This is a genomic window from Streptomyces nigra, from assembly GCF_003074055.1.
Lineage (GTDB): Bacteria > Actinomycetota > Actinomycetes > Streptomycetales > Streptomycetaceae > Streptomyces > Streptomyces nigra.
The window spans coordinates 6,033,861-6,056,488 of sequence record NZ_CP029043.1; the positions used below are offsets into that span (position 1 = coordinate 6,033,861).

At 72.3% G+C, this 22,628-nt stretch carries 22 protein-coding genes; 10 read left to right on the plus strand and 12 right to left on the minus strand.

Annotated elements, in window-relative coordinates:
* Window positions 1–325: 325 nt before the first annotated feature.
* Complete coding sequence (locus DC008_RS27850; RefSeq protein ID WP_108709306.1) at window positions 326–3,160, minus strand: helix-turn-helix transcriptional regulator; 2,835 nt, start codon at window positions 3,158–3,160, stop codon at window positions 326–328.
* 235 nt (window positions 3,161–3,395) lie between these two features.
* Entirely contained in the window at window positions 3,396–4,220 is an 825-nt protein-coding gene (locus tag DC008_RS27855; RefSeq protein WP_374207367.1) for a response regulator transcription factor, read from the minus strand.
* Window positions 4,221–4,349: 129 nt separating this feature from the next.
* On the opposite strand from DC008_RS27855, the gene DC008_RS27860 reads away from it, so the two are divergent.
* Entirely contained in the window at window positions 4,350–6,020 is a 1,671-nt protein-coding gene (locus tag DC008_RS27860; RefSeq protein ID WP_108709308.1) for an AMP-binding protein, read from the plus strand.
* Window positions 6,017–7,600, plus strand: a complete 1,584-nt coding sequence (locus DC008_RS27865) for an AMP-binding protein (protein ID WP_108709309.1) — start codon at window positions 6,017–6,019, stop codon at window positions 7,598–7,600. The genes DC008_RS27860 and DC008_RS27865 overlap by 4 nt, the downstream gene beginning before the upstream one ends.
* 160 nt (window positions 7,601–7,760) lie before the next feature.
* Here DC008_RS27865 and DC008_RS27870 read toward each other — a convergent pair whose 3' ends face one another.
* A complete protein-coding gene (locus DC008_RS27870) occupies window positions 7,761–8,270 on the minus strand; it encodes a GNAT family N-acetyltransferase (RefSeq protein WP_108709310.1) in 510 nt (169 codons plus the stop codon).
* A 43-nt stretch (window positions 8,271–8,313) separates the two neighbouring features.
* The gene (locus tag DC008_RS27875) at window positions 8,314–8,991 is read right to left on the minus strand and encodes a hypothetical protein (protein WP_108710892.1); all 678 of its coding nucleotides are present in this window, start codon (window positions 8,989–8,991) and stop codon (window positions 8,314–8,316) included.
* A 229-nt stretch (window positions 8,992–9,220) separates the two neighbouring features.
* On the opposite strand from DC008_RS27875, the gene gcl reads away from it, so the two are divergent.
* Entirely contained in the window at window positions 9,221–11,005 is a 1,785-nt protein-coding gene (gene gcl, locus DC008_RS27880; protein ID WP_108709311.1) for a glyoxylate carboligase, read from the plus strand.
* Between the two features lie 265 nt (window positions 11,006–11,270).
* Here the strand turns inward: gcl and DC008_RS27885 are convergent, their stop codons facing one another.
* The 3 genes from DC008_RS27885 to DC008_RS27895 all read right to left on the minus strand — a co-directional run bounded on the left by DC008_RS27885 (window position 11,271) and on the right by DC008_RS27895 (window position 13,803).
* Entirely contained in the window at window positions 11,271–11,513 is a 243-nt protein-coding gene (locus DC008_RS27885) for a hypothetical protein (RefSeq protein ID WP_108709312.1), read from the minus strand.
* A 507-nt stretch (window positions 11,514–12,020) separates the two neighbouring features.
* Window positions 12,021–12,938: a 2-hydroxy-3-oxopropionate reductase gene (locus DC008_RS27890; protein ID WP_108709313.1), complete on the minus strand. Its 918-nt coding sequence runs from the start codon at window positions 12,936–12,938 to the stop codon at window positions 12,021–12,023.
* Between the two features lie 25 nt (window positions 12,939–12,963).
* Window positions 12,964–13,803 (minus strand): TIM barrel protein, encoded by an 840-nt coding sequence (locus DC008_RS27895; protein ID WP_108709314.1) that lies wholly within the window; start codon window positions 13,801–13,803, stop codon window positions 12,964–12,966.
* A gap of 146 nt (window positions 13,804–13,949) precedes the next feature.
* Here DC008_RS27895 and DC008_RS27900 point away from each other — a divergent pair, with 146 nt between their 5' ends.
* The 7 genes from DC008_RS27900 (at window position 13,950) to DC008_RS27930 (ending at window position 19,686) form a co-directional block, all read left to right on the plus strand.
* Window positions 13,950–14,201, plus strand: coding sequence for a hypothetical protein (locus DC008_RS27900; RefSeq protein ID WP_108710893.1), 252 nt, complete (start codon window positions 13,950–13,952; stop codon window positions 14,199–14,201).
* A complete protein-coding gene (locus DC008_RS27905) occupies window positions 14,198–14,566 on the plus strand; it encodes a helix-turn-helix domain-containing protein (RefSeq protein WP_108709315.1) in 369 nt (122 codons plus the stop codon). Before DC008_RS27900 ends, DC008_RS27905 begins: the two co-directional genes overlap by 4 nt.
* 124 nt (window positions 14,567–14,690) lie before the next feature.
* Window positions 14,691–15,200: a 2-oxo-4-hydroxy-4-carboxy-5-ureidoimidazoline decarboxylase gene (gene uraD, locus DC008_RS27910; protein ID WP_108709316.1), complete on the plus strand. Its 510-nt coding sequence runs from the start codon at window positions 14,691–14,693 to the stop codon at window positions 15,198–15,200.
* 15 nt (window positions 15,201–15,215) lie between these two features.
* Window positions 15,216–15,608 (plus strand): hydroxyisourate hydrolase, encoded by a 393-nt coding sequence (uraH, locus tag DC008_RS27915; RefSeq protein WP_108709317.1) that lies wholly within the window; start codon window positions 15,216–15,218, stop codon window positions 15,606–15,608.
* A gap of 4 nt (window positions 15,609–15,612) precedes the next feature.
* Complete coding sequence (pucL, locus tag DC008_RS27920) at window positions 15,613–16,554, plus strand: factor-independent urate hydroxylase (RefSeq protein WP_108709318.1); 942 nt, start codon at window positions 15,613–15,615, stop codon at window positions 16,552–16,554.
* Window positions 16,555–16,678: 124 nt separating this feature from the next.
* Entirely contained in the window at window positions 16,679–18,058 is a 1,380-nt protein-coding gene (locus DC008_RS27925; protein ID WP_108709319.1) for an 8-oxoguanine deaminase, read from the plus strand.
* A 248-nt stretch (window positions 18,059–18,306) separates the two neighbouring features.
* On the plus strand, window positions 18,307–19,686 hold the full coding sequence (locus DC008_RS27930) for a nucleobase:cation symporter-2 family protein (protein ID WP_108709320.1): 1,380 nt from the start codon (window positions 18,307–18,309) through the stop codon (window positions 19,684–19,686).
* Between the two features lie 75 nt (window positions 19,687–19,761).
* Here the strand turns inward: DC008_RS27930 and DC008_RS27935 are convergent, their stop codons facing one another.
* From DC008_RS27935 to DC008_RS27955, 5 genes are all read right to left on the minus strand, one after another.
* Window positions 19,762–20,214, minus strand: a complete 453-nt coding sequence (locus DC008_RS27935; protein WP_108709321.1) for a spore-associated protein — start codon at window positions 20,212–20,214, stop codon at window positions 19,762–19,764.
* Between the two features lie 117 nt (window positions 20,215–20,331).
* Complete coding sequence (locus DC008_RS27940; protein WP_108709322.1) at window positions 20,332–20,754, minus strand: acyl-CoA thioesterase; 423 nt, start codon at window positions 20,752–20,754, stop codon at window positions 20,332–20,334.
* Between the two features lie 50 nt (window positions 20,755–20,804).
* Complete coding sequence (locus DC008_RS27945; RefSeq protein ID WP_108709323.1) at window positions 20,805–21,443, minus strand: hypothetical protein; 639 nt, start codon at window positions 21,441–21,443, stop codon at window positions 20,805–20,807.
* 71 nt (window positions 21,444–21,514) lie between these two features.
* Window positions 21,515–22,114 carry a histidine phosphatase family protein gene (locus DC008_RS27950; protein WP_108709324.1) on the minus strand — a complete coding sequence of 200 codons (600 nt, stop codon included), beginning with the start codon at window positions 22,112–22,114 and terminating at the stop codon, window positions 21,515–21,517.
* A 106-nt stretch (window positions 22,115–22,220) separates the two neighbouring features.
* Window positions 22,221–22,622 carry a DUF5955 family protein gene (locus DC008_RS27955; RefSeq protein ID WP_055619472.1) on the minus strand — a complete coding sequence of 134 codons (402 nt, stop codon included), beginning with the start codon at window positions 22,620–22,622 and terminating at the stop codon, window positions 22,221–22,223.
* Window positions 22,623–22,628 lie beyond the last annotated feature (6 nt).

Sequence of the window (22,628 nt, forward strand, 5' to 3'; positions counted from 1 at the left end):
TGGGGGGTCGCGCGGGCGGTAGGTCTCGGTGGGGCCGTGGGACCGACCCCGCGTGCCCGGCGAGCGGCACACCCACAAGGTAGGTCCCGGCTGATCCCCTGCCCAATGAGGGAACCCCCTAAGGGAGTTGGGCAGGGAAAACCCTCGGTCGTGCCGGGTAAACCAGGGCACGCCGACGCAATGGGGTGAACTCCGGCCGAACATACCGCCGAAGCCGAGTCGTACGACGCACCGGGGGGCCGGCCAGTGAGGGTTCCGGGGCGCTCCGCCGGGTCAGGCGCCCTGCCGGGGGCAGGGGACCCAACGGGTCAGGACGCCCGTCGGCTCAGGGCGCCCGGCGTCCCGCCGCCAGCCGGACGATGTCCACGCGGGAGCGGATGCCCAGCTTGCGGTACACCCGGGTCAGCGTCGCCTCCACGGTCTTGACGCTGATGAACAGGCGCGCGGCGATCTCCCGGTTCGTGGCGCCCTCCATGACCAGGCCCGCGACCTGACGCTCCATCGAGGCCAGCCCGTCCAGCCCGTCCAGGCCCGCCGGGCCCGCCGGGCCGCCCGGCGCCGGTGCCTGCGGGGGCACGGCAGCCGCGGTGCGTTCCGCCGCGGCCGCCTCGACCTGCCGCAGCCACGGCAGCGCCCGGCAGCGGCGGAACAGCCGGGCGGCCTCGTCGTACGCCGTCGGGCCCGCGTCGGGGCGCAGCCGGGCCAGCACGAAGGCGGCGCGGGCCTCCTCCAGGCCGTATCCGAGGGCGCCGAGCCGGTCCTGAGCCGCCGTCAGCTGCGCGATCGCCGCCTCCCGGTCGCCCCGCGCCGCGCGCAGCAGCGCCTCAGCCCGGTCCAGCACGGCCAGCACGCTGTCGCGATCCAGCCGCAGCGCCTGCTCCCGGGTGACGTCGATCAGGTCCTGGGCCTCGGTCAGTTCACCGGTGCCGACCAGCGCCTCGGCGAGGTCCGCGTGCCAGCGTCCGCGGGCCGGGTCCGTGATACCGAGGCCCTGCTCCACCTCCCGCACCCGGCGCAGCGACCGCACCGCCGCCGGCAGATCGCCCGCCACCAGCTCGGCGTGCCCCAGCGCGGCCAGCGCGCGGGAGACGTACATCTGGTCGCCGTCCTCCTCGGCGTGCTCCACGGCCTCCCGGGCCAGGGTCAGCGCGCGGTCCACCTGTCCGCCCGCCGCCTCCGCGAGCGAGGTGAGGACCGCCGAGGCCACCTCGCCGATCCCGGTGTCCCGGGCCAGCCGCAGGCTCTCGCGGGCCAGGTCGAGGGCGCGTCCGCACTGACCGGAGTGCAGCTCGGTCTCGGCCACGCCGCGCAGGAAGTGCACCTCGCTCTCCACCCACCCGTGCCGGCGCACCTCGCGCAGCAGCCCGGTGACGGCGGCCCGGGCCTCCGGCAGCTGGTCGCTCATGATGAGCCAGCGGAAGCGGGAGTACCCGGCGCCGTTGTGGTGGCAGGCCACGCGCGGGTCCTGCGGCTCCTCCAGGGCGCGCTTGATGGTCGCGGGCGCGTCCGGGTGGCCCATGAGCGTCTCGATCTGGGCCTGGAAGGCGAGCGCCATCAGCTCGGTGTACCGGGCGCCGGCCCGGGCCGCGAGCTCGGCGGCGTACGCGGCCTCCTCGCGGGCCTCGTCGAAGTCGCCCTTGACCAGCACGGCCCGCCAGGTCAGCTGGTAGTGGACCAGCGCGAGCAGCCGCGGATCGTCGCCCGCGTCGGCCAGGGCCTGCGGGAAGATCGCGTCGACCTCCGACATGGCGTGGCCGGCGGTCTCGATCACCGCGATCCAGGCCCGCACCCGCTCGGCGGGCACCGAGGTGCGGGACAGCACCTCGCGGGCGATGTCCCGGGCGAGATCCAGCTCGCCCGCCGTGATCGCGTCCTCGGTGGCCTGCAGCCGCAGGGCGTCCGGGCTCGGGTCGCCGTCCACCGGCGTGTGCCGGGCGGCGAGCAGGCAGAGCTGCGCGGCCACCGACGGGGCGCCCCGGTCGCGGGCCAGCGCGGCGGCCTCGGCCAGCCGGGCGGCGACCTCCGGGTCGGTGCCGTTGGTGGCGAGGGCGAGGTGCCGGGCGCGTTCGATCGGGTCGGAGGCGGCCGTGGACAGGGCGCCGTGGACGGCTCGGCGCTCCTGCGCGGGCGCCTCCGCGTACAGCGCGGCCGAGATCATGGGGTGTGCGAACCGTACGGCGGGTCCCTCCGGCTCGGTCGCGAGCAGGCCGAGCGCGGCGGCCTGCGCGGTCTCGGCCTCGGCGTTGGCGCGTCCGGCGGCGTGCAGGAGGGCGAGGGTGGGGCGGGCGCCCGCGCTGGCGACGAGAAGGGTGCGGCGGGCCTCCTCCGACAGCATCTCCAGCCGGTTCAGCACCAGGGCGCGCAGCGAGGTGGGCACCGGCAGCGGCTCGCCGGGGCGGGGCGCGGTCGCGTTCTCCGCGAGGGCCCGGCTGAGTTCCAGCGCGAACAGGGCGTTACCGCCGCTGGTGCGGTGGATGTCCCGGACGGTGGAGCGGGGCAGCCCGGTGTAGCCGCGCCGGTCGAGCAGGACGGACATCTGGGCCCGGGACAGCGGGCCCAGCCGTATCGCGAGGGTGTCCGGCGGGGAGGCGCGCAGATGCCGGTCGTACTCCTCGCCCTCGGTGCGCACGGCCCACAGCATCCGCACGGGGGTCTCGCCGAGCCGGCGGGCCGCGAAACCGAGGAGCTCGGCGCTGGCCGGATCCAGCCACTGGGCGTCGTCCGCGACGACGAGGACGGGTCCGGCGTCGGCCAGGGCGCGCAGCGCGGACAGGACGGCGAGCCGCAGGGCCAGGCCGTCGCGCTGGAGCGTGGACTCGCCGCGTCCGGTGAGGGCCGCCTCCAGGGCGGTGCGCTGGGCGGCGGGGAGCCGCTCGGACACCTCGTCGAGGACGAGGCCGAGGAGGTCGGCCAGTGCCAGGAAGGGGAGGTGGGATTCGGACTCGGTGGGGGAGCAGCGCAAGACGGTTCGTGCCTCTTGGCCGTATTCCGCGGCCAATGCCCGCAGGACGGTCGACTTACCAATTCCGGCCGGGCCGTGCAGCAGCACGCTGCCGCCGCGCCCGAGCTGCTCGCGGGCCGCCGTGAACAGTTCTGTGCGCCCGATGACCTGCTCGGAGCGGCAGCCGGCAGGCTCCTTGAAGTCCCGTCGCACGGTCACCGCTCCCCTCCGTGTGTCGTGTTCGGGCCAATATTAGGCAACAGTTCTTTGAATTTCGGAGCTGCGGGGAGGTGAGCCGAATAACAGCCGCTCCGCATGGAGAAATTCACAGCGTGGATGAATGAATGGTGGGTCGTCGGGACCGGCCCGTGCGGAGCCCCCGGAGCCCGCCGCGCGGGGCCCGGGCCGCCCCCGTCCGGGGCCGCCCGCCGCACCCACCGGTCCGTGTCCACGGCTACGGCAGCAACCCCGCCCGGCGCGCCGCCACCACGGCCTCCCCGCGCGTATGGGCGCCCAGCTTGCGCATGGCCGACCGCAGATAGCCCTTGACCGTCTCGGCGCGCAGCCCCAGGCGTCCGGCGGCCGCCGCGTTGGTGGCGCCCGCCGCGACACACGTCAGCACGTCCACCTCGCGCGGCGCCAGCTGCACGGCCCGCGGCCCGGACCCCACCGCCAGCAGACCGGCCGCGTCCAGCAGCTCGGCCCGCAGCGCCGGGTCACCGATGCGCGGGGCCAGTGCCCGCAGCGCCGCGTGCGCCTCCCGGACCTGCTCCCAGGCGGCACCCCCCTCGGCCGGCTCCGGCCGGGACTCGGCCGCCTCCAGCAGCCCCTGCACCTCGTCCCGCACCACCAGGGCCTGCTCCACGTCCCGTGCCGCGTCCACCGCGGCCGTCAGCGTGCGGTCGCCCAGCGGCTGGGCGGTGCGCAGGGCGCCGTACAGGACTCCGCGCACCCGGCGCCGTACGACCACCGGGACCGCCACCACCGAGCACAGGCCCTCTGCGGCGACGGCGGCGTCGTACTCGTGGGTGATCTGCCGGGAGGCGGAGTAGTCGGTGACCGCGCAGGGGCGGGCCAGGGCGACGGCCTTGCCGCCGAGGCCGTTGCCCGCGGTGACCGCGAGCCGGCGCAGGGAGTCGGTGGCGGTGCCGTTCAGCTCGCTGATGCGCACGCGCGCGCGGCCGGGCTCGACCAGCCCGCCGAAGGCGACCGGGAGCCCGGTCGAGCGGCGCAGACGCACCAGCGCACGCCCGATCTCCACCGTCGCGGCCGCGTCCACTGCCACCTGTCCGCCCTTTCACCCGCTGCCTGCCGAGCGCACACCCCCGTTCGGGGGTAGTGAGACCCACGTCACGGATTACACGATGGCAGAGGGCCGCCCGGCAAGGTCCGGTAACCAGGAGGACAGATGATGACGGGGACGGAGCTGTTCCGCGGGGCGCGGGACTTCCTGCTCGAACACCGCGAGGACTACGCCACGGCGTACGAGGGTTTCACCTGGCCCCGGCCGGATCGGTTCAACTGGGCGCTCGACTGGTTCGACGCCGTCGCGGCCGGAAACGACCGGGTAGCCCTGCACATCGTCGAGGAGGACGGCACCGAGGTCCGGCTGACGTTCGCCGAGATGGCCGAACGCTCGGCCCGCGTCGCGAACCGGCTGCGCGAGCGGGGCGTGGGCGCCGGGGACCGCGTCCTCGTCATGCTCGGCAACCAGGCCGAACTGTGGGAGACCGCCCTCGCCGCGATGAAGCTGCGCGCCGTCGTCATCCCGGCGACCCCGCTGCTCGGCCCGGCCGATCTGCGCGACCGGGTGGACCGCGGACACGTCCGGCACGTCCTGGTGCGCTCCGAGGACACCGCCAAGTTCGACGACGTGCCCGGCGACTACACGCGGATCGCGGTCGGCGGGGCGCCTGCCGGCTGGCTGACGTACGAGGACGCGTACGACGCCCCCGCCGCGTTCACGCCCGACGGGCCGACCGGCGCCGACGACCCGCTGATGCTCTACTTCACCTCCGGCACCACCGCCCGCCCCAAGCTGGTCGAGCACACCCACACCTCGTACCCGATCGGGCATCTGGCCACCATGTACTGGATCGGCCTCAAGCCGGGCGACGTGCACCTCAACATCTCCTCGCCCGGCTGGGCCAAGCACGCCTGGTCCAACCTGTTCGCCCCGTGGAACGCCGAGGCGACCGTGTTCATCCACAACTACACGCGCTTCGACGCGGCCCGGCTGATGGCCGAGATGGACCGGGCCGGCGTCACCACGTTCTGCGCCCCGCCGACGGTGTGGCGCATGCTCATCCAGGCCGACCTGAGCGCGATGCGCACCCCGCCCCGGGAGGTCGTCGCAGCCGGCGAACCGCTCAACCCGGAGGTCATCGAACAGGTGCGGCGCGCCTGGGGGGTGACGATCCGGGACGGCTTCGGCCAGACCGAGACGGCCGTGCAGGTATCCAACAGCCCCGGCCAGCCCCTGAAGACGGGCTCGATGGGCCGGCCCAGCCCCGGCTTCCGCGTCGAACTCCTCGACCCGGTCACGGGTGCACCCGGCGCCGACGAGGGGGAGATCGCGCTCGACCTCTCCGCCCGGCCGGTCGGGGTGATGACCGGCTACCACGGCGACCCGGAGCGAACGGCGGAGGCGATGGCGGGCGGCTACTACCGCACCGGCGACATCGGCTCCCGGGACGCCGACGGCTACATCACGTACGTGGGCCGGTCGGACGACGTCTTCAAGGCCAGCGACTACAAGATCAGTCCGTTCGAGCTGGAGAGCGCCCTGCTGGAGCACGAGGCCGTCGCCGAGGCGGCCGTCGTGCCCGCGCCCGACGAGCTGCGGCTCGCTGTGCCCAAGGCGTACATCGTGCTCGCCGAGGGCTGGGAGCCCGGGCCCGACACGGCCAAGGTGCTCTTCGAGCACGCGCGGCAGGTCCTGGCGCCGTACAAGCGGGTGCGGCGCCTGGAGTTCGGGACGCTGCCCAAGACCGTCTCCGGCAAGATCCGCCGGATCGAACTGCGCGAGGCCACCGCCGCGGGGTCGGACGCCGAGTACCGCGAGGAGGACTTCCGGTGAACTCGTACACCCACGGAACCGGGGACACGTCCCTGCTGGGGGACACGATCGGGGCGAACCTGGACCGTGCCGTCGCCGCCTGGCCGGACCGCGAGGCGCTGGTCGACGTGCCGTCGGGCCGGCGCTGGACGTACGCGCGATTCGCCTCGGACGTCGACGAGTTGGCGTACGCACTGCTGGCGAGCGGTGTCGCCAAGGGCGACCGGGTGGGCGTCTGGGCGGTCAACTGCCCGGAGTGGGTGCTGGTCCAGTACGCCACGGCACGCATCGGTGCCGTGATGGTGAACATCAACCCGGCCTACCGCACGCACGAGTTGGAGTACGTCCTCAACCAGGCCGGTGTCTCGCTGCTGTTCGCCTCGCTCCAGCACAGGACGAGCGACTACCGGGCGATGGTGGAGGAGGTGCGCGGCCGGTGTCCGGGGCTGCGCGAGACCGTCTACATCGGCGACCCGAGCTGGGACGCGCTGATCGCCCGCGGCACGCCGGCCCCGTTCCCCGAGCTGTCCTGCGACGACCCCATCAACATCCAGTACACCTCGGGCACCACCGGCTTCCCCAAGGGGGCCACGCTCTCCCACCACAACATCCTGAACAACGGCTACTTCGTGGGCGAGTTGATCGCGTACAGCGAGCAGGACCGGGTGTGCGTCCCGGTGCCCTTCTACCACTGCTTCGGCATGGTGATGGGCAATCTGGCCGCCACCTCGCACGGCGCCTGCATCGTCATCCCCGCCCCGTCCTTCGACCCGGCGGCCACCCTGCGCGCGGTCCAGCAGGAGAGCTGCACCTCGCTCTACGGCGTACCGACGATGTTCATCGCCGAGCTGAACCTCCCCGACTTCGCCGCCTACGACCTGTCCACCCTGCGCACCGGCATCATGGCCGGCTCGCCGTGCCCGGTGGAGGTGATGAAGCGGGTGGTCGCGGAGATGCACATGGAGGAGGTCTCCATCTGCTACGGCATGACGGAGACCTCACCGGTGTCCCTCCAGACCCGTATGGACGACGACCTGGAGCACCGCACCGGCACCGTGGGCCGCGTCCTGCCGCACATCGAGGTGAAGATCGTCGACCCGGCGACGGGCGTGACCGTGCCGCGCGGCACCTCGGGTGAACTCTGCACTCGCGGCTACAGCGTGATGCTCGGCTACTGGGACGAGCCGGAGAAGACCGCCGAGGCGATCGACCGGGGCCGCTGGATGCACACCGGCGACCTGGCGGTGATGCGCGAGGACGGGTACGTCGAGATCGTCGGCCGCATCAAGGACATGATCATCCGGGGCGGCGAGAACATCTACCCGCGCGAGATCGAGGAGTTCCTCTACGCCCACCCCAAGATCGCGGACGTCCAGGTCGTCGGCGTCCCGCATGAGCGGTACGGCGAGGAGGTGCTGGCCTGCGTCATCCCGCGCGACGCGGCCGACCCGCTCACCCTGGACGAACTGCGCGCCTTCTGCGACGGCCGGCTCGCGCACTACAAGATCCCGAGCCGCCTGACGATCCTGGACGCCTTCCCGATGACGGTGTCGGGCAAGGTCCGCAAGGTGGAACTGCGCCGCAGGTACGCGACGGACTGAGGGCTGTCCCGTGATTCCCGGCGGGCGCGCGACGCCGGCTACGGCACCTCGCCGCGTTGTCGGGTCGTCCGCGTACATCCAGCATGCGGACGGCCCTCCGCCTTGCGATGCACCGCATCCGACGCCGCGCGCCGATCCACCGGGAACGACGGGACAGCCCTTAGGCGATGTCGCGCCGCATGCATACCCGCGGCCACCGATCGAGCCCGAGCTCCGCCTCCCGGGCGCGGACAGCCCGCAGCCCGGGAGTGAGCTCACCCGCCGCCTGCACACGGAAGCCCAGCCGCTCGTAGTACGGCGCGTTCCAAGGCACCCGCGCGAAGGTGGTCAACGTCAGCCCGCCCAGCCCCGCCTCGCGGGCCCGCTCCCCGGCGTACGCGAGCAGGGCCCGCCCCACGCCCCGGCGAGCCGCACCGGGGTGCACCGACACCTGCTCGACATGCAGCGCCCCGTCGACGGGTTCGGCCACCAGATACCCCACGGGCCGATCCTCCGGGTCACACCCGACCCACGCCCACCCCGCCCGCCGATACCCCTCCAACACCTCCACGGAGAGCGGCTCGTCCTCGGCGACCTCCACCATCCCGACCTCGCGGAAGAGCACACCGGCGGCCCGCTCGATCTCCTGAAGAACCCCGAGCTCACTGGCCAGAACGGAACGGATACGCATAGGGCGAGTGTCATGGTGGGGGAGGCCGATCTGCCAACGGATTTCAACCCGCCCCCGTCGCGTCCAGTTCGTCTGCCTGGCTGTTGACCGGTTGGGGGGTGCCTGTCAGGTCTAGGACGAACAGCGGGACGCCCAGCGCGTCGGCTCGGGATCGGGCGTCCGGGGTGTAGCCGGCCAGGGAGAAGTAGGCGCAGTGCGTCGACTCCGTCATGGCCGTCAGCCAGAGGCATTCCACGTCACGGCGGGACGCCGGGTCGACGGTCGGGTCGACCTGGGCGAGGAGGCCGTGGGCGGCGAGGCCTATGCCGGACGTCGGGCGCTGGTCGGCTCGGCGGATGTCCCGGTAGCCGAGCCAGCGCAGATATACCGCCGCCGCGGTCACCGCGTCCCGGGCGGTGCGGATCGTCACGGGCTGGAAGGCGCGGCGGGGTGCGGGCGGCCGCTGGGGCTCCGGGGCGGTCGTGGACGCCAGGGGGACGCGCAGGACCGTGCCGCAGGGGCAGCCCAGTTCCGGGCGGGGCCACTCGCTCTCCCTGCCGCACGCCGCGCAGTTCACGGTGACCCACTCGTCGTCCCAGGCCCGCTGGGTGACGGGGACGGCGGTCCCGTCCGGGTCGAGCCGGGGCGCGAGGGGCGCCCCGCAGGCACACGGATAGACGGGTGCCTCGTAGTGGTGCTCGCTCCGGCAGGCCGGGCAGCGCACCGGCACGCTCTCGGACATGGCCCGCTCCAGGACGGTTCGCATCGGACAGCGACCCATCGTCCTCCTGCCGGGGGCCGGTTGTCCCCCTCTTGACGGTCTCCACGGGCCCACTTACATTGCTTCCAGATAGTAGAAAGTAAGTTCCGTCATGCGGAATAAGCGTAGGACGGATCGAACCTTGTCACGGAATTGCTCACCGCGGGGCGCGACGGGAGTGCGAATCCGACGGCCGAAGCAGGAGACCTCAATGGCTCGTATGACCGCTGCCCGCGCGGCAGTCGAGATCCTCAAGCGCGAGGGCGTCAGCGACGCGTTCGGTGTGCCCGGCGCGGCGATCAACCCCTTCTACGCGGCGCTCAAGGCGGCCGGCGGCGTCCGCCACACCCTCGCCCGCCATGTCGAGGGCGCCTCGCACATGGCCGAGGGCTACACCCGCGCGCACCCCGGCAACATCGGCGTCTGCATCGGCACGTCCGGACCCGCCGGCACCGACATGATCACCGGCCTCTACTCCGCGACCGGCGACTCCATCCCGATCCTGTGCATCACCGGCCAGGCGCCGACCGCCGTGATCCACAAGGAGGACTTCCAGGCCGTCGACATCGCCTCGATCGCCAAGCCGGTGACCAAGATGGCCGTCACCGTCCTGGAGGCGGCCCAGGTTCCGGGCGTCTTCCAGCAGGCGTTCCATCTGATGCGCTCCGGACGGCCCGGGCCCGTTCTCATCGATCTGCCGATCGACGTCCAGCTCACCGAGATCGAGTTCGACCCGGAGACGTACGAGCCGCTGCCGGTGTACAAGCCCGCCGCCAGTCGTGCGCAGATCGAGAAGGCCCTCGGGCTGCTGAACGCGTCCGAGCGGCCGCTGATCGTCGCCGGTGGCGGTGTCATCAACGCCGATGCCGCCGAACTGCTCGTGGAATTCGCGGAGTTGACCGGTACGCCCGTCGTGCCGACCCTCATGGGCTGGGGCGTGCTCCCCGACGACCACGAGCTGAACGCCGGCATGGTCGGCCTGCAGACCTCGCACCGCTACGGCAACGCGACCTTCCTGGAGTCCGACTTCGTCCTCGGCATCGGCAACCGCTGGGCCAACCGCCACACCGGCAAGCTGGACGTCTACACGGCGGGCCGCACCTTCGTGCACGTCGACGTCGAGCCCACCCAGATCGGCCGGATCTTCGCCCCGGACTACGGCGTCGCCTCCGACGCCAGGGCCGCCCTGGAGCTGTTCGTGGAGGTGGCGAAGGAGCTGAAGGACGAGGGACGGCTGCCCGACCGCTCCGCCTGGGCCGCCTCCGCCCAGGAGCGCAGGGCGACCCTCCAGCGCCGTACGCACTTCGACGACATCCCGATCAAGCCGCAGCGCGTCTACGAGGAGATGAACAGGGCGTTCGGCCCGGAGACCCGGTACGTCTCCACGATCGGCCTGTCGCAGATCGCCGGCGCACAGATGCTCCACGTCCACCGGCCCCGGCACTGGATCAACTGCGGCCAGGCGGGCCCGCTGGGCTGGACGATCCCGGCCGCGCTCGGCGTCGCCACGGCCGACCCGGACGCGCAGGTCGTCGCCCTGTCCGGCGACTACGACTTCCAGTTCATGATCGAGGAACTGGCGGTCGGGGCGCAGCACCGGATCCCGTACGTCCACGTCCTGGTGAACAACTCCTACCTGGGCCTGATCCGCCAGGCGCAGCGGGCGTTCGGCATCGACTTCCAGGTCAACCTGGAGTTCGAGAACATCAACGCCCCCGAGCTGGGCGTCTACGGCGTCGACCACGTCAAGGTCGCCGAGGGCCTCGGCTGCAAGGCGATCCGGGTGACCGACCCGGCCGAGCTGGGCGCGGCCTTCGAGCAGGCCAAGAAGCTGGCGGCGGAGCACCAGGTGCCGGTGGTCGTGGAGGCGATCCTGGAGCGCGTCACCAACATCTCGATGTCGACCACCAACGACATCAGCGATGTGACCGAGTTCGAGGAGATCGCGACCGAGCCGGGGCACGCGCCCACGTCGATCAGGCCGCTGAAGGTCTGACCCCACCAGCCGGGGCTCTACGCCCCCCAGCGACCGCGAAGGGCGGTCCGGCCTGCAGCCGGACCGCCCTCTCTGTGTGCCCCCGTTGTTCCCCCGTACATCCCCCGTGCTTCCCCCGTCACGGGACCCGCTGCCCCCGTGCCGGCGGGCCCCGTGTGACGACAATCTGCCCTGCCCGGAGGGCTGTTGAAGCATGTTGAACGGAGTTCAGAGGTTGATTTGAGCATGACGTAGGCGTCCTACGCCGCCGGACGTACGCGCGCGCTCAGCCCTCCTCGTGGTGCTCCGACAGTCCCGGCCAGTCGTCGGGGCCGCCGCCCTGCCACTCGATGAAGTCGCTCTCCGCCACGTCGGTGACATACAGGTCGGCGAGCCGCAGGATCTCGCCGACGTCGTCCTCGTGCGTGGCGATGCCCAGTGTCTCGTCGCCCGCCGGGACCCGCCGGGAGCCGTCCAGCCCGGGCGGGTGCACCACGACGTGCGGATGCTCCGTCGGTCGTGCCGTCATGCCTCCAGGCTGCTGCGAAAACCCCCGCTCCGCACCCCGAAGAGCGCCACGGCGCCGGGTACGGACCTTTCCGTACCCGGCGCCGTGGCGCTCTTCGGTGGTGGCCGTCCGACGGCGCGAGGCTGGGCGCGACAGGACATTCGCGCCGCCGGACGGGGTCCAGGGAGTGCCTGGTCGATCAGGCCGGGACCGCGGCGGGAGCGACGGAGCCCGCGCCGCCTCCCCTCAGGTCGAAGGAGACGGCCGGGACCTTCACCACCGCACTGGCTCGCTCGCCGCCGCGGTCTCACGCTGCCCGCGCCCCCCTGTGGGCGGCCACCCCTCATCCGGGCCGGCCGGCGGAGGGACGCGGGCGGGTGCGTCCGGCTCATGACCTCCCGTCAGGAGCCGGACGCCGTACACGGTCCCGGTCCGCGCGGGGCGCGGACGGGTGTCCGGGCGGTGCCGGTGCCTGGGCGCGACAGGACAGGTGTCGGCACCGGCACCACCCGGAGGTCTCAGTGGGGCTCAGTGGGACGCGCCGGACAGGCGCTCCACGGCCCGCAGCAGCGCCGAGTGGTCCAGGTCGCCGTCGCCCTGCGCCCGCAGGGACGCGACGAGCTGGGCGACCACGGCGCCGACCGGCAGGGCCGCGCCGACACTGCGGGCGGCGTCCGTGACGATGCCCATGTCCTTGTGGTGCAGGTCGATCCGGAACCCCGGCTTGAAGTCGCGGTTCAGGAAGTTGTCCTTCTTCCGCGTCAGCACGGTCGAGCCCGCCAGACCGCCGTTCAGGACGTCGAGCGCGGCCTTCAGGTCCACGCCGGACTTCTCCAGGAAGACCACGGCCTCGGCGCACGCCTGGATGTTCACGGCGACGATCAGCTGGTTGGCGGCCTTCACGGTCTGCCCGGAGCCGTGCGGACCGCACAGCACGATGGTCCTGCCGAGCGCCTCGAAGATCGGTTCGGCCTCGTCGAAGTCGGCCTGCTCACCACCGACCATGATCGACAGCACCGCCTCGATCGCGCCGGCCTCACCGCCGGACACCGGCGCGTCCAGCACCCGGATGCCCTTGTCCCGCGCGGCCTTCGCCAGGTCCACCGAGGTCCGCGGGGTGATCGAGGACATGTCGATCAGCAGTGCGCCGGAGCGGGCGTTCTCCAGGATGCCGTCGGGGCCGTATGCGATGGCCTCGACCTGCGGGGAGGCCGGGACCATGGTGATCACGACGTCGGCGTCCCGCACGGCCTCGGCGATCGAGCCGGCCGCGGTGCCGCCCGCGGCGGCCAGCCGGTCCAGCTTGTCCTGCTCCAGCGTGTAGCCGGTGACCCGGTATCCCGCCTTGATCAGGTTCTCGGACATGGGGGAGCCCATGATGCCGAGGCCGATCCAGGCGATCGCCGGGCGGGTCGGGTGGGAGGAATCTGCAAGGGCGTTGCTCATGATGGGGTGCCTTTCGGTAACGGGATCAGCGGAGCAGCCAGTCGAAGGCCTCGGCGCTCGGGCGGTCGCCCGGCTTGTACTCGAGGCCGACCCAGCCGTCGTAGCCCGCCTTGCGCAGCTGGTCGAGGAGGTCCTCGAGGGGGAGCGAGCCGGTGCCCGGCGCGCCTCGGCCCGGGTTGTCGGCGATCTGCACGTGGCCGGTCTTCGCCGCGTACCGCTCGATCACCGCCGGCAGGTCCTCGCCGTTCATGGACAGGTGGTAGAGGTCCATGAGGAACCTGGCGTTGTCCAGGCCGGTCGCCGCGTTGACCTTGTCGACGACGCCCACCGCGGCGGGCGCGCTGACGAGTGGGTACAGCGGTGACTCCGGCTTGTTCAGCGCCTCGATCAGCAGGATCGCGCCGATCCGGTCGGCGGCCCGGGCCGCGAGGACCAGGTTCTCCAGCGCGAGCGCGTCCTGCTCGGCCGGGTCCACGCCGTCGACGCGGTTGCCGTACAGGGCGTTGAGGGCCCCGCAGCCCAGGGAGCCGGCGAACTCCGCCGCGACCTCGACGTTGGCGCGGAACCGCTCCGACTCCTCGCCGGGCACCGACAGGGCGCCGCGGTCCGGGCCTGGGAGTTGTCCGGCGTAGAAGTTCAGCCCGGTGAGCCGTACGCCCGCGTCCTCGATCGCCTTTCTCAGGGCGTCGAGCTCGGACCGCTCGGGGGTGGGGGAGTCGATCCAGGGCCACCACAGCTCGACCGCGGTGAAGCCGGCCGCGGCGGCGGCCGCGGGGCGCTCCAGGAGCGGGAGCTCCGTGAAGAGGATCGACAGGTTGACGTCGAAGCGCTGCTCTGCGGCTGCGTCCCATCCAAAGCCTGGCATCGGGGCCGGCGCTCCCTTCCGTGGCTCAGCTGCCGTGGTTTCCGTATTGCGGAAGTTGGTTTCTGCTTATTGGAAGAGTGCCGTCGGGTGCTCGGGGTTGTCAAGAGGGCTCGGCGGATGGCCTCACCGCGCGTTAGGTTGTGCGCGTGCGATTGAGAGTGGAGTTCACGACCGAGCCCTTCGATCTCGACGAGGCGCCCGCGCACGCGGTGGCGGCCCGCGAGGTCATCGAGGCGGCCGACCTGGACGCGGTGGACGTCGGTCCGTTCGGCAACACCGCCGAGGGCGGCTCCGACGCGGTGCTCGCGGCCGTGGACGCCCTGCTGCGCAAGAGCCTCGGCGCGGGCGCCACCCGGATCACGCTCCAGGTCAATGTGATCGAGGAGGGCGGGGCGTGACCGGCGACGGGGACGACAGCTTCGTCGCGGCCGTGAAGCCGCTGGTCGACGCCATGGGTGGAGAACTCCTCGCGCCCGACGAGGCCGGCCCCGAGGACGTCGTGCTCGCCTGGCGGGGCGCCGACGTCGTCGCCGTACGGCTGCCCCAGCTCGCCGACTCCCTCGATCACATCCTGGCCGCCATGGAGCGCCGGATGGGCAGGCCGCTGGCCGACCTGGACCGCAAGGCCAAGCAGGAGGTCGTCCGCACCCTCGAGGCGCGGGGCGCCTTCTCCGTACGGCACGGCGTGGAGACCGTCGCGAGCGCGCTCGGGGTCAGCCGTTTCACGGTCTACAACTACCTGAACCGGGACAAGAACCCCTGATCCGAGACTCCCCGGTTTCGTTACCGGGAATTTTCAACAAAGTGTTGACGTGTTGTCGCCGTTGGGCGTTAGCTAACGGCACGCCCGTTCAGCACGAAGGCCGTTCGCGGCCACGGAGGCTCCCGTGACGCCGAATTCCACGCCCCCGGGCCTGGCCCGGTTCAACGCCCTGGAGGAGCACGCGGCCCAGGCCGCCCTCCACGAGGTGTGCGCCTCCACCTCCTGGGTGCACCGACTGCTCGCCGGCCGCCCCTACGCCACCGTCGACGCCCTCCACGAGGCGAGCGACGCGGCCATGGCCGGGCTGAACGCCGACGACCTCGGCGAGGCCATGGCCGGCCACCCGCCGATCGGCCGCCCCCGGCCGGGCGACCCGGCCTCCGCCCGCGAACAGCGCGGCATGGCCGGCGCCTCCGAGGAACTCAAGGCGGAGATGCTCGAACTCAACCTGGCCTACCAGGAGACGTTCGGCCATGTCTTCCTGATCTGCGCCACCGGCCGGACCGGCGAACAGATGCGCGACGCGGTCAAGGAGCGGATCGGCAACACGCCCGAGCAGGAGCGTGAGATCGTCCGCGCCGAGCTGGGAAAGATCAACCGTATCCGGCTCGCCCGCCTCGTCGACGACGACTGACAAAGGACGCCGACCATGAGCACCAGCACCACCGCCTCCGTGTCCACGCACATCCTGGACACCAGCGCCGGCCGGCCCGCCGGGGGCGTCGCCGTCCGCCTCTCCGCCCGCGCGGGCCGGGACGCGGACTGGCGCGAGCTCGGCGGCTCCGCGACCGACGCGGACGGCCGGTGCAAGGACCTCCCGGCCCCGCCGGAGGGCACCACCCACGTCCGGCTCGACTTCGCCGTCGAGCCGTACTTCGAGAAGAAGCAAGCCGATGCGCAGCAGGACGCCCCCGCGAATCGGGACAGCGGTGCCGTGTTCTTCCCCGAGGTGGCGATCACCTTCGCGGTGACGCCCGGGGAGCACTATCACGTACCGCTGCTGCTCAACCCGTTCGGCTACTCCGTATACCGAGGGAGCTAGCTACATGACCGCCCATTCCAGCCCTGCCCGCCCTGTGCTTCTGGGACAGAACCAGTACGGCAAGGCCGAGAACCGAGTCGTCAGGATCACGCGGGACGGCACCACCCACCACATCAAGGACCTCAACGTCTCGGTCGCCCTGTCCGGCGACATGGACGACGTCCACTACTCCGGCTCCAACGCCAACGTCCTGCCGACCGACACCACCAAGAACACGGTGTACGCATTCGCCCAGGAGCACGGCATCGAGTCCGCCGAGCAGTTCGGCATCCATCTCGCCCGGCACTTCGTCACCAGCCAGGAGCCGATCCACCGGGCGCGCATCCGGATCGAGGAGTACGCCTGGGAGCGGGTCGAGGGCACCGGCGCCGACGGCGAGGAGATCAAGCACTCCTTCGTCCGCCAGGGCCAGGAGACCCGGCTCACCCAGATCACCTTCGACGGGGAGCGCTGGGAGGTCGTCTCCGGTCTGAAGGACCTGGTCGTGCTGAACTCGACGAACTCCGAATTCTGGGGCTACGTCAAGGACAAGTACACGACGCTCAAGGAGACCCACGACCGCATCCTGGCCACCGAGGTCTCCGCCCGCTGGCGCTTCGGCTGGACCGACGGCGAGCAGCCCGCGCCCGACTGGAACGAGTCCTACGAGCAGACCAAGCGGCACATGCTCCGGGCGTTCGCCGAGACGTACTCGCTCTCCCTGCAGCAGACCCTGTACGAGATGGGCGCCCGCATCATCGAGAACCGCGACGAGATCGACGAGGTCCGCTTCTCCCTGCCGAACAAGCACCACTTCCTGGTGGACCTGGAGCCGTTCGGGCTGAAGAACGACACCGCCGACGGAGCCGTGTACCTCGCCGCCGACCGCCCCTACGGCCTGATCGAGGCCACCGTCCTGCGCGACGGCAGCGAGGCGCGCATCCCGGCGGACCTCACCAACCTGTAGACCCACGCACCCACTTCGGCACCCGCGGGCGGCGGGCCGGGCTCTTTGAAGGGCCCGCCGGCCGCGGCACTCAAACCCCCGGGGTCCTGCCGTGCCCTCTCCACGAAAGCGCAAAGGACCGACCATGGCAGCAGCCCAGCGCATCGTCATCGAGAACTGTGCGATCGCGACCGTCGACGCCAACGACACCGAGTACGCCACCGGGCACCTCGTCCTGGCGGACCGGCGCATCGAGTCCCTCGGCGCGGGCAGCGCCCCCGAGGGCCTGGAGAACGTCGTCCGCCGTATCGACGCCACCGGGCACCTCGTCACCCCCGGCCTGGTCAACACCCACCACCACTTCTACCAGTGGATCACCCGGGGCCTGGCCACCGACCACAACCTCTTCGACTGGCTCGTCGCCCTCTACCCGACCTGGGCGCGCATCGACGAGCAGATGGTCCGCGCCGCCGCGCAGGGCTCGCTCGCGATGATGGCCCGCGGCGGTGTCACCACCGCCATGGACCACCACTACGTGTACCCGAAGGGCTCCGGCGACCTGTCCGGCGCGATCATCGGCGCCGCCCGCGACATGGGCGTGCGCTTCACCCTCGCCCGCGGCTCCATGGACCGCAGCGAGAAGGACGGCGGACTGCCCCCGGACTTCGCCGTCGAGACCCTCGAGGGCGCGCTGGCCGCCACCGAGGAGACCGTGAAGCGCCACCACGACGCCTCCTTCGACGCGATGACCCAGGTCGCCGTCGCCCCCTGCTCCCCGTTCTCCATCTCCACCGAACTGCTCCGCCAGGGCGCCGAACTCGCCCGCCGGCTCGGCGTACGGATGCACACCCACGGGTCGGAGACCGTGGAGGAGGAGAAGTTCTGCCACGAGCTGTTCGGCATGGGCCCGACCGACTACTTCGAGTCCACCGGCTGGCTCGGCGAGGACGTGTGGATGGCGCACTGCGTCCATATGAACGACTCCGACATCGCCGCCTTCGCCCGGACGAGGACCGGCGTCGCCCACTGCCCGTCCTCCAACGCCCGCCTCGCCGCCGGGATCGCCCGCGTCCCCGACATGCTCGCCGCCGGCGTCCCCGTCGGCCTCGGTGTCGACGGCACCGCCTCCAACGAGTCCGGCGAACTGCACACCGAACTGCGCAACGCCCTGCTCATCAACCGCCTCGGCGCCCACCGCGAGTCCGCCCTCAACGCCCGCCAGGCCCTGCGCCTCGGGACGTACGGCGGAGCCCAGGTGCTCGGCCGGGCGGCCGAGATCGGCTCCCTCGAACCCGGCAAGCTCGCCGACCTCGTGCTGTGGCGGATGGACACCCTCGCCCACGCCTCCATCGCCGACCCGGTCACCGCCCTCGTGTTCGGCGCGGCCGCCCCTGTCACCGCGTCCTTCGTCAACGGCCGTCAGATCGTCGAGAACGGCCGGCTGCTCACCGCCGACGAGGACGCCATCGCCCGCAGCACCCGTGCCGAGGCACAGCGGCTGGCCGAGATCGCCGCGCGGAACTGAACACCCCCGTGAACTCCGGCCGGGAGGGACGGCTCCCGGCCGGGGCCCCGGACCCCCGGGTCCCGGGGCGGCCGCCGCCGGGGCGTGCACACGCGCGCCCCGGCCCGGTCCACCGTCCCCGTACGACCGGTCCCTCCCCGAGCTCTCGGCTTCGCTCGAGCAGGAGGGCACCCCCGCCCACCCGCACCACCTCCCTGACACCCACGGCGGCCCCGCGCTGCCGTGTAACCGACCGGAGGGCAGCCGCCGTGGCCGACCACCCCGTTGACGAGAAACTCCCCGCGCTCAAGATGGCGACGACCGGCCTGCAGCATGTGGCCGCCATGTACGCGGGTGTCGTCGCCCCACCCCTGATCGTCGGCGCGGCCATCGGCCTCTCCGCCTCCGACCTGACCTTTCTGACCGGCGCCTGCCTGTTCACCGCGGGCCTCGCCACCTTCCTGCAGACGCTGGGCATCTGGAAGATCGGCGCCCGGCTGCCGTTCGTCAACGGCGTCACCTTCGCCGGTGTCGCCCCGATGACCGCGATCGTCGCCTCCACCGCGGACCCGTCCGACGCCCTGCCGATCATCTTCGGCGCCGTCATCGTCGCCGGGCTCCTCGGCTTCCTCGCCGCCGGCGTCTTCTGCAAGGCGATCCGCTTCTTCCCGCCGGTCGTCACCGGCACCGTGATCACCCTCATCGGGATATCGCTGCTGCCGGTCGCCTTCGGCTGGGCCCAGGGACCCGACCCCGCCGCCCACGACTACGGCTCGGCCACCAACCTGGGCCTCGCCGGCGTCACCCTGCTCATCGTGCTGCTGCTGCGCCGGTTCACCACCGGCTTCGTCAAGCAGATCGCCGTCCTGCTCGGCCTGGTCGCCGGCACACTTCTCGCGATCCCGTTCGGCGCCACCGACTTCGGGCCCGTCGCGGACGCGGCCGTCGTCGGCTTCCCGACGCCGTTCCACTTCGGGGCCCCGCAGTTCCAGCTCGCCGCGATCATCTCGATGTGCGTGGTGATGGTCGTGTCGATGACCGAGTCCACCGCCGACATGCTGGCGCTGGGCGAGATCGTCGACCGCCCGGCCGACGAGCGGACCATCGCGGCCGGGCTGCGCGCCGACACCCTGGGCTCCGCGCTGAGCCCGCTGTTCAACGGGTTCATGTGCAGCGCCTTCGCCCAGAACATCGGCCTGGTCGCCATGACGAAGATCCGCAGCCGTTACGTCGTCGCGGCCGGCGGCGGCTTCCTGGTGCTGATGGGGCTGTGCCCGATGGCCGCCTCGCTGATCGCGGTCGTGCCCCGCCCGGTGCTCGGCGGCGCCGGTGTCGTCCTGTTCGGGTCGGTCGCCGCGAGCGGCATCCAGACGCTGGTCCGGGCCGGGCTCGACAAGGACAACAACGTCCTGATCGTCGCCGTCTCGCTGGCCGTCGGCATCGTCCCCATCACGGCGCCGGAGTTCTACCACGCCTTCCCGGTGACCGCGCGGATCGTGCTCGACTCCGGCATCTCCACGGGCTGTGTGGCCGCGGTGCTGCTCAACCTGGTCTTCAATCATCTGGGCCGCGGCGGCCGGGACGCACAGGACGTGACCCATCCGATGGAGGCGGGGGAGGAGCTGACGGGGGCGCCGGCGCGCCCCTGAGCCGTGCTGCGACAGCGCGCGCCCCGGCCGGACCTCAGGAGTCCTGCCGGGGCGCGCGGCCGTGCGGGTGCCGGATCAGCGGGTGTAGGTCACCCGGCTCTCCTTCATCAGGGAGCCGCAGTTGGAGCCCGTCACCTGGACGTACACGTTCTTGATGTGACCGCCCCAGTCCACGCAGTGCGCCTTGCCGTAGACGTAGGTGGGTCCGGCGTACGAGGTGTAGCGCCCGTAGTCCTCGTCGTACTCGTCGGTGTCCGAGACGTAGATCCACGCCGACATGTCCTGTGCGGTGCCCGGGGTGTTGCGGATGGTCGCAACACAGTTCTTGCCGTTGCCGGAGTTGTACGTGAGGTACACGGTGCCGAGCGAGCCCACGGGGGCCGAGTTCACCGTCTTGTAGCCGCTGCCGCAGACCTTCTGCGGGGTGGTGTTGGGTGCCGCGGAGGCGGGCGCCGCGAGGGCGGCCGTACCGCCGACGGTCAGCGCCGCGAGCGCCACGGTGGACAGGACAGAACGCGCGTATCGCATATTTCCCCCTGGTGTCCATTGGAGTCGGTTGCTCCTGCATGATGTGACCCGCGGGGTATGCGAATGGTTGTGCTCGAATCTGATGCCGTGTCGACCAATCTTCCCGGCGATGTGCGCTCAGATCCCGAACAGGCCCGGATCCGTGGCGAGTTCCTTGAAGTAGTCCTGCGGGTTCGCCACCATCCGGCGCTCCTTGAGGTCCAGCAGACCGCCGACTGCGGTGAGTTCGGCCGCGACCGTGCCGTCCGCCTTCACCATGTCCTGCCGGATACGGAACGTCTTGCCGCCCGTCCACTCGAAGACACACGTCACGTCGACCTCGTCCCCGGCGAGCAGCTCGCGCCGGTAGCGGATCGTCGTCTCCAGGGCGACCGGACCGACCCCCTTGGATATGAGCCCGGTCTGGGTGATCCCGGCGGCCCGCAGCAGCGACCAGCGGGCGTGCTCCGCGTAGTTGATGTACACGCTCTGGTTGACGTGCCCCTGCACGTCGGTCTCGTATCCGCGGACGGTGATCCGTACGGAGAACGGCTCGCTCACTGGTACCCCTTCGATGGTCGATGCCCGGTGCACCGATCTTGGCACGCCGGTCACGCCCTGCGCGGGGACGCCAGCAGATAGCGCGCCCGGCCGCGCGGCTCGGTGTGCTCCCCGACCTGCCAGCCCGCCTCCTCCAGTGTGGCCGCGCAGGCCCGCAGCCGCGCGCCGTCCGGCTCGCGCACCGCGACCGCGTCCGGCTGGGGCGTGGCCCGCACCCGGTAGCCCTCCTCGGCGTCCCCCTCGGCCGGGTGGTGCCCGGCGGCCTCCAGGGCGAGCGCGGCGGCCTGCACGAGATGCCCGCGCTCCCAGGCGCACGGCCGGTCCACGGCCCCGTCCGTGTTGGTCATCCGGCGCAGCTCCAGCAGGCCCTGCCAGGCGCTGTGCACCTCACGCGCCCGCGCCGCCCCACCGGCCGGCTGCTCCTCGCCGCCGATCCGCGCGGCGAAGACACCGCCACCCGCGGGCGGTGCGGCGGGCTCTGCCTCGGCCTCGGCCGCCGGCTCCTCCGGCGCCCGCAGGCGGTGCCCCGCCGGGGTCAGGAAGTGGTCGTGCGGCGGGCGCGGGTGCCGGAAGGCCAGGCCCCGTCCGACCAGTGCCGCGAGCTGGGCCGGGGTGCCCTTCAGCCGCCCGGTGACGGGGTCGGCGGCGTCGATGACACGCCGCTGGGCGGCGGTCGGCGTTCGGGTCACGGCGCGCTCCTCCCCGGGGTCCGTACGACGTCCGCCCGCGCGGGGACGCGGCGACCCCTTCCTCCGGAAGGCTACGGCCCGGGTCTGACATTCCAGCCTGTGATCACCGGGCGGCCGTGCTCGGTGCCGAGCCGGCACAGCGCCCCGGTGGCCAGCTGGAACAGCGCGCCGTCGCCGGGCGGCAGGCCGAGATAGCGGGCGGTGAGCACCCGCAGGAAGTGCCCGTGCGCCACGAGGACCACACAGCCCTCCGTGTTGGCGAGCGCCGCGTGGACCTTGGCGAGCATCCGGTCGGCGCGCTCCCCGACCTCCTCCGGGCTCTCGCCGGGGTGGTCCGGCGGCCCGGGCGCGACCCCGTCCGTGAACAGGAACCAGCCGGGCCGCTCCCGCTGGATCTCGACGGTCGTGACGCCCTCGTAGCCGCCGTAGTCCCACTCGCGCAGGTCGACGTCGACGCGCACGTCGTGCAGCCCGATCAGCTCTGCCGTCTCCCGGGCGCGCTGCGCGGGACTGGCGAACGCGGCACCGATGCGGTGCGAACGGACCAGCGGCACCAGCCGCCGGGCCTCCTCACGGCCGTGCTCGGTCAGCGGCACGTCCGTCGAGCCGGTGTGCCGCCCGGACCGCGACCACTCGGTCTCGCCGTGCCGGACCAGAAAAACCTCACCCACCGCGCACCCTTCCCGCTCGCCTGCCAGCACCCTGCCACACGGCGGGCCGGGGGCGCGCAGCGGACTGGGCCGGACGGTCGTCGTCGCTGGGGCGCGGTGGCCCCGTTCAGGGCCCGGGCAGCGCCTGCACCGACTGCGCGAGCTGGCCGACAGCGGTGACGAGCGGCGCCACCGGCTGCACGAACGCGGTGAGCCGGTCCAGGGCGCGCCGCAGCACCGAGGGCTGCGGTTCCTCCTCCTCCAACTCCTCGCGCAGCCGTCTCAGTTCCCGGTCGGTGGCGTCGGGGTCGGCCAGGGCGGCCCGGTGCTCCTGGAGCAGCCGCTCGACCTGGGCGAGCAGTTCGGCCGTACGGGCCGCCTGCCCGGCGTCCTGGGCCGGGAACGACACCGAACCGGAGAACGCCTGCGCCCGGTGCCCGACGGCCTGGTTGCCCACGTAGTGGCTGCCGCCGCTGATCACGATGCCGTTGTTGACGGGAGGGTCCTGGGGTCCGTCGTCGTGCCGCATATTCGT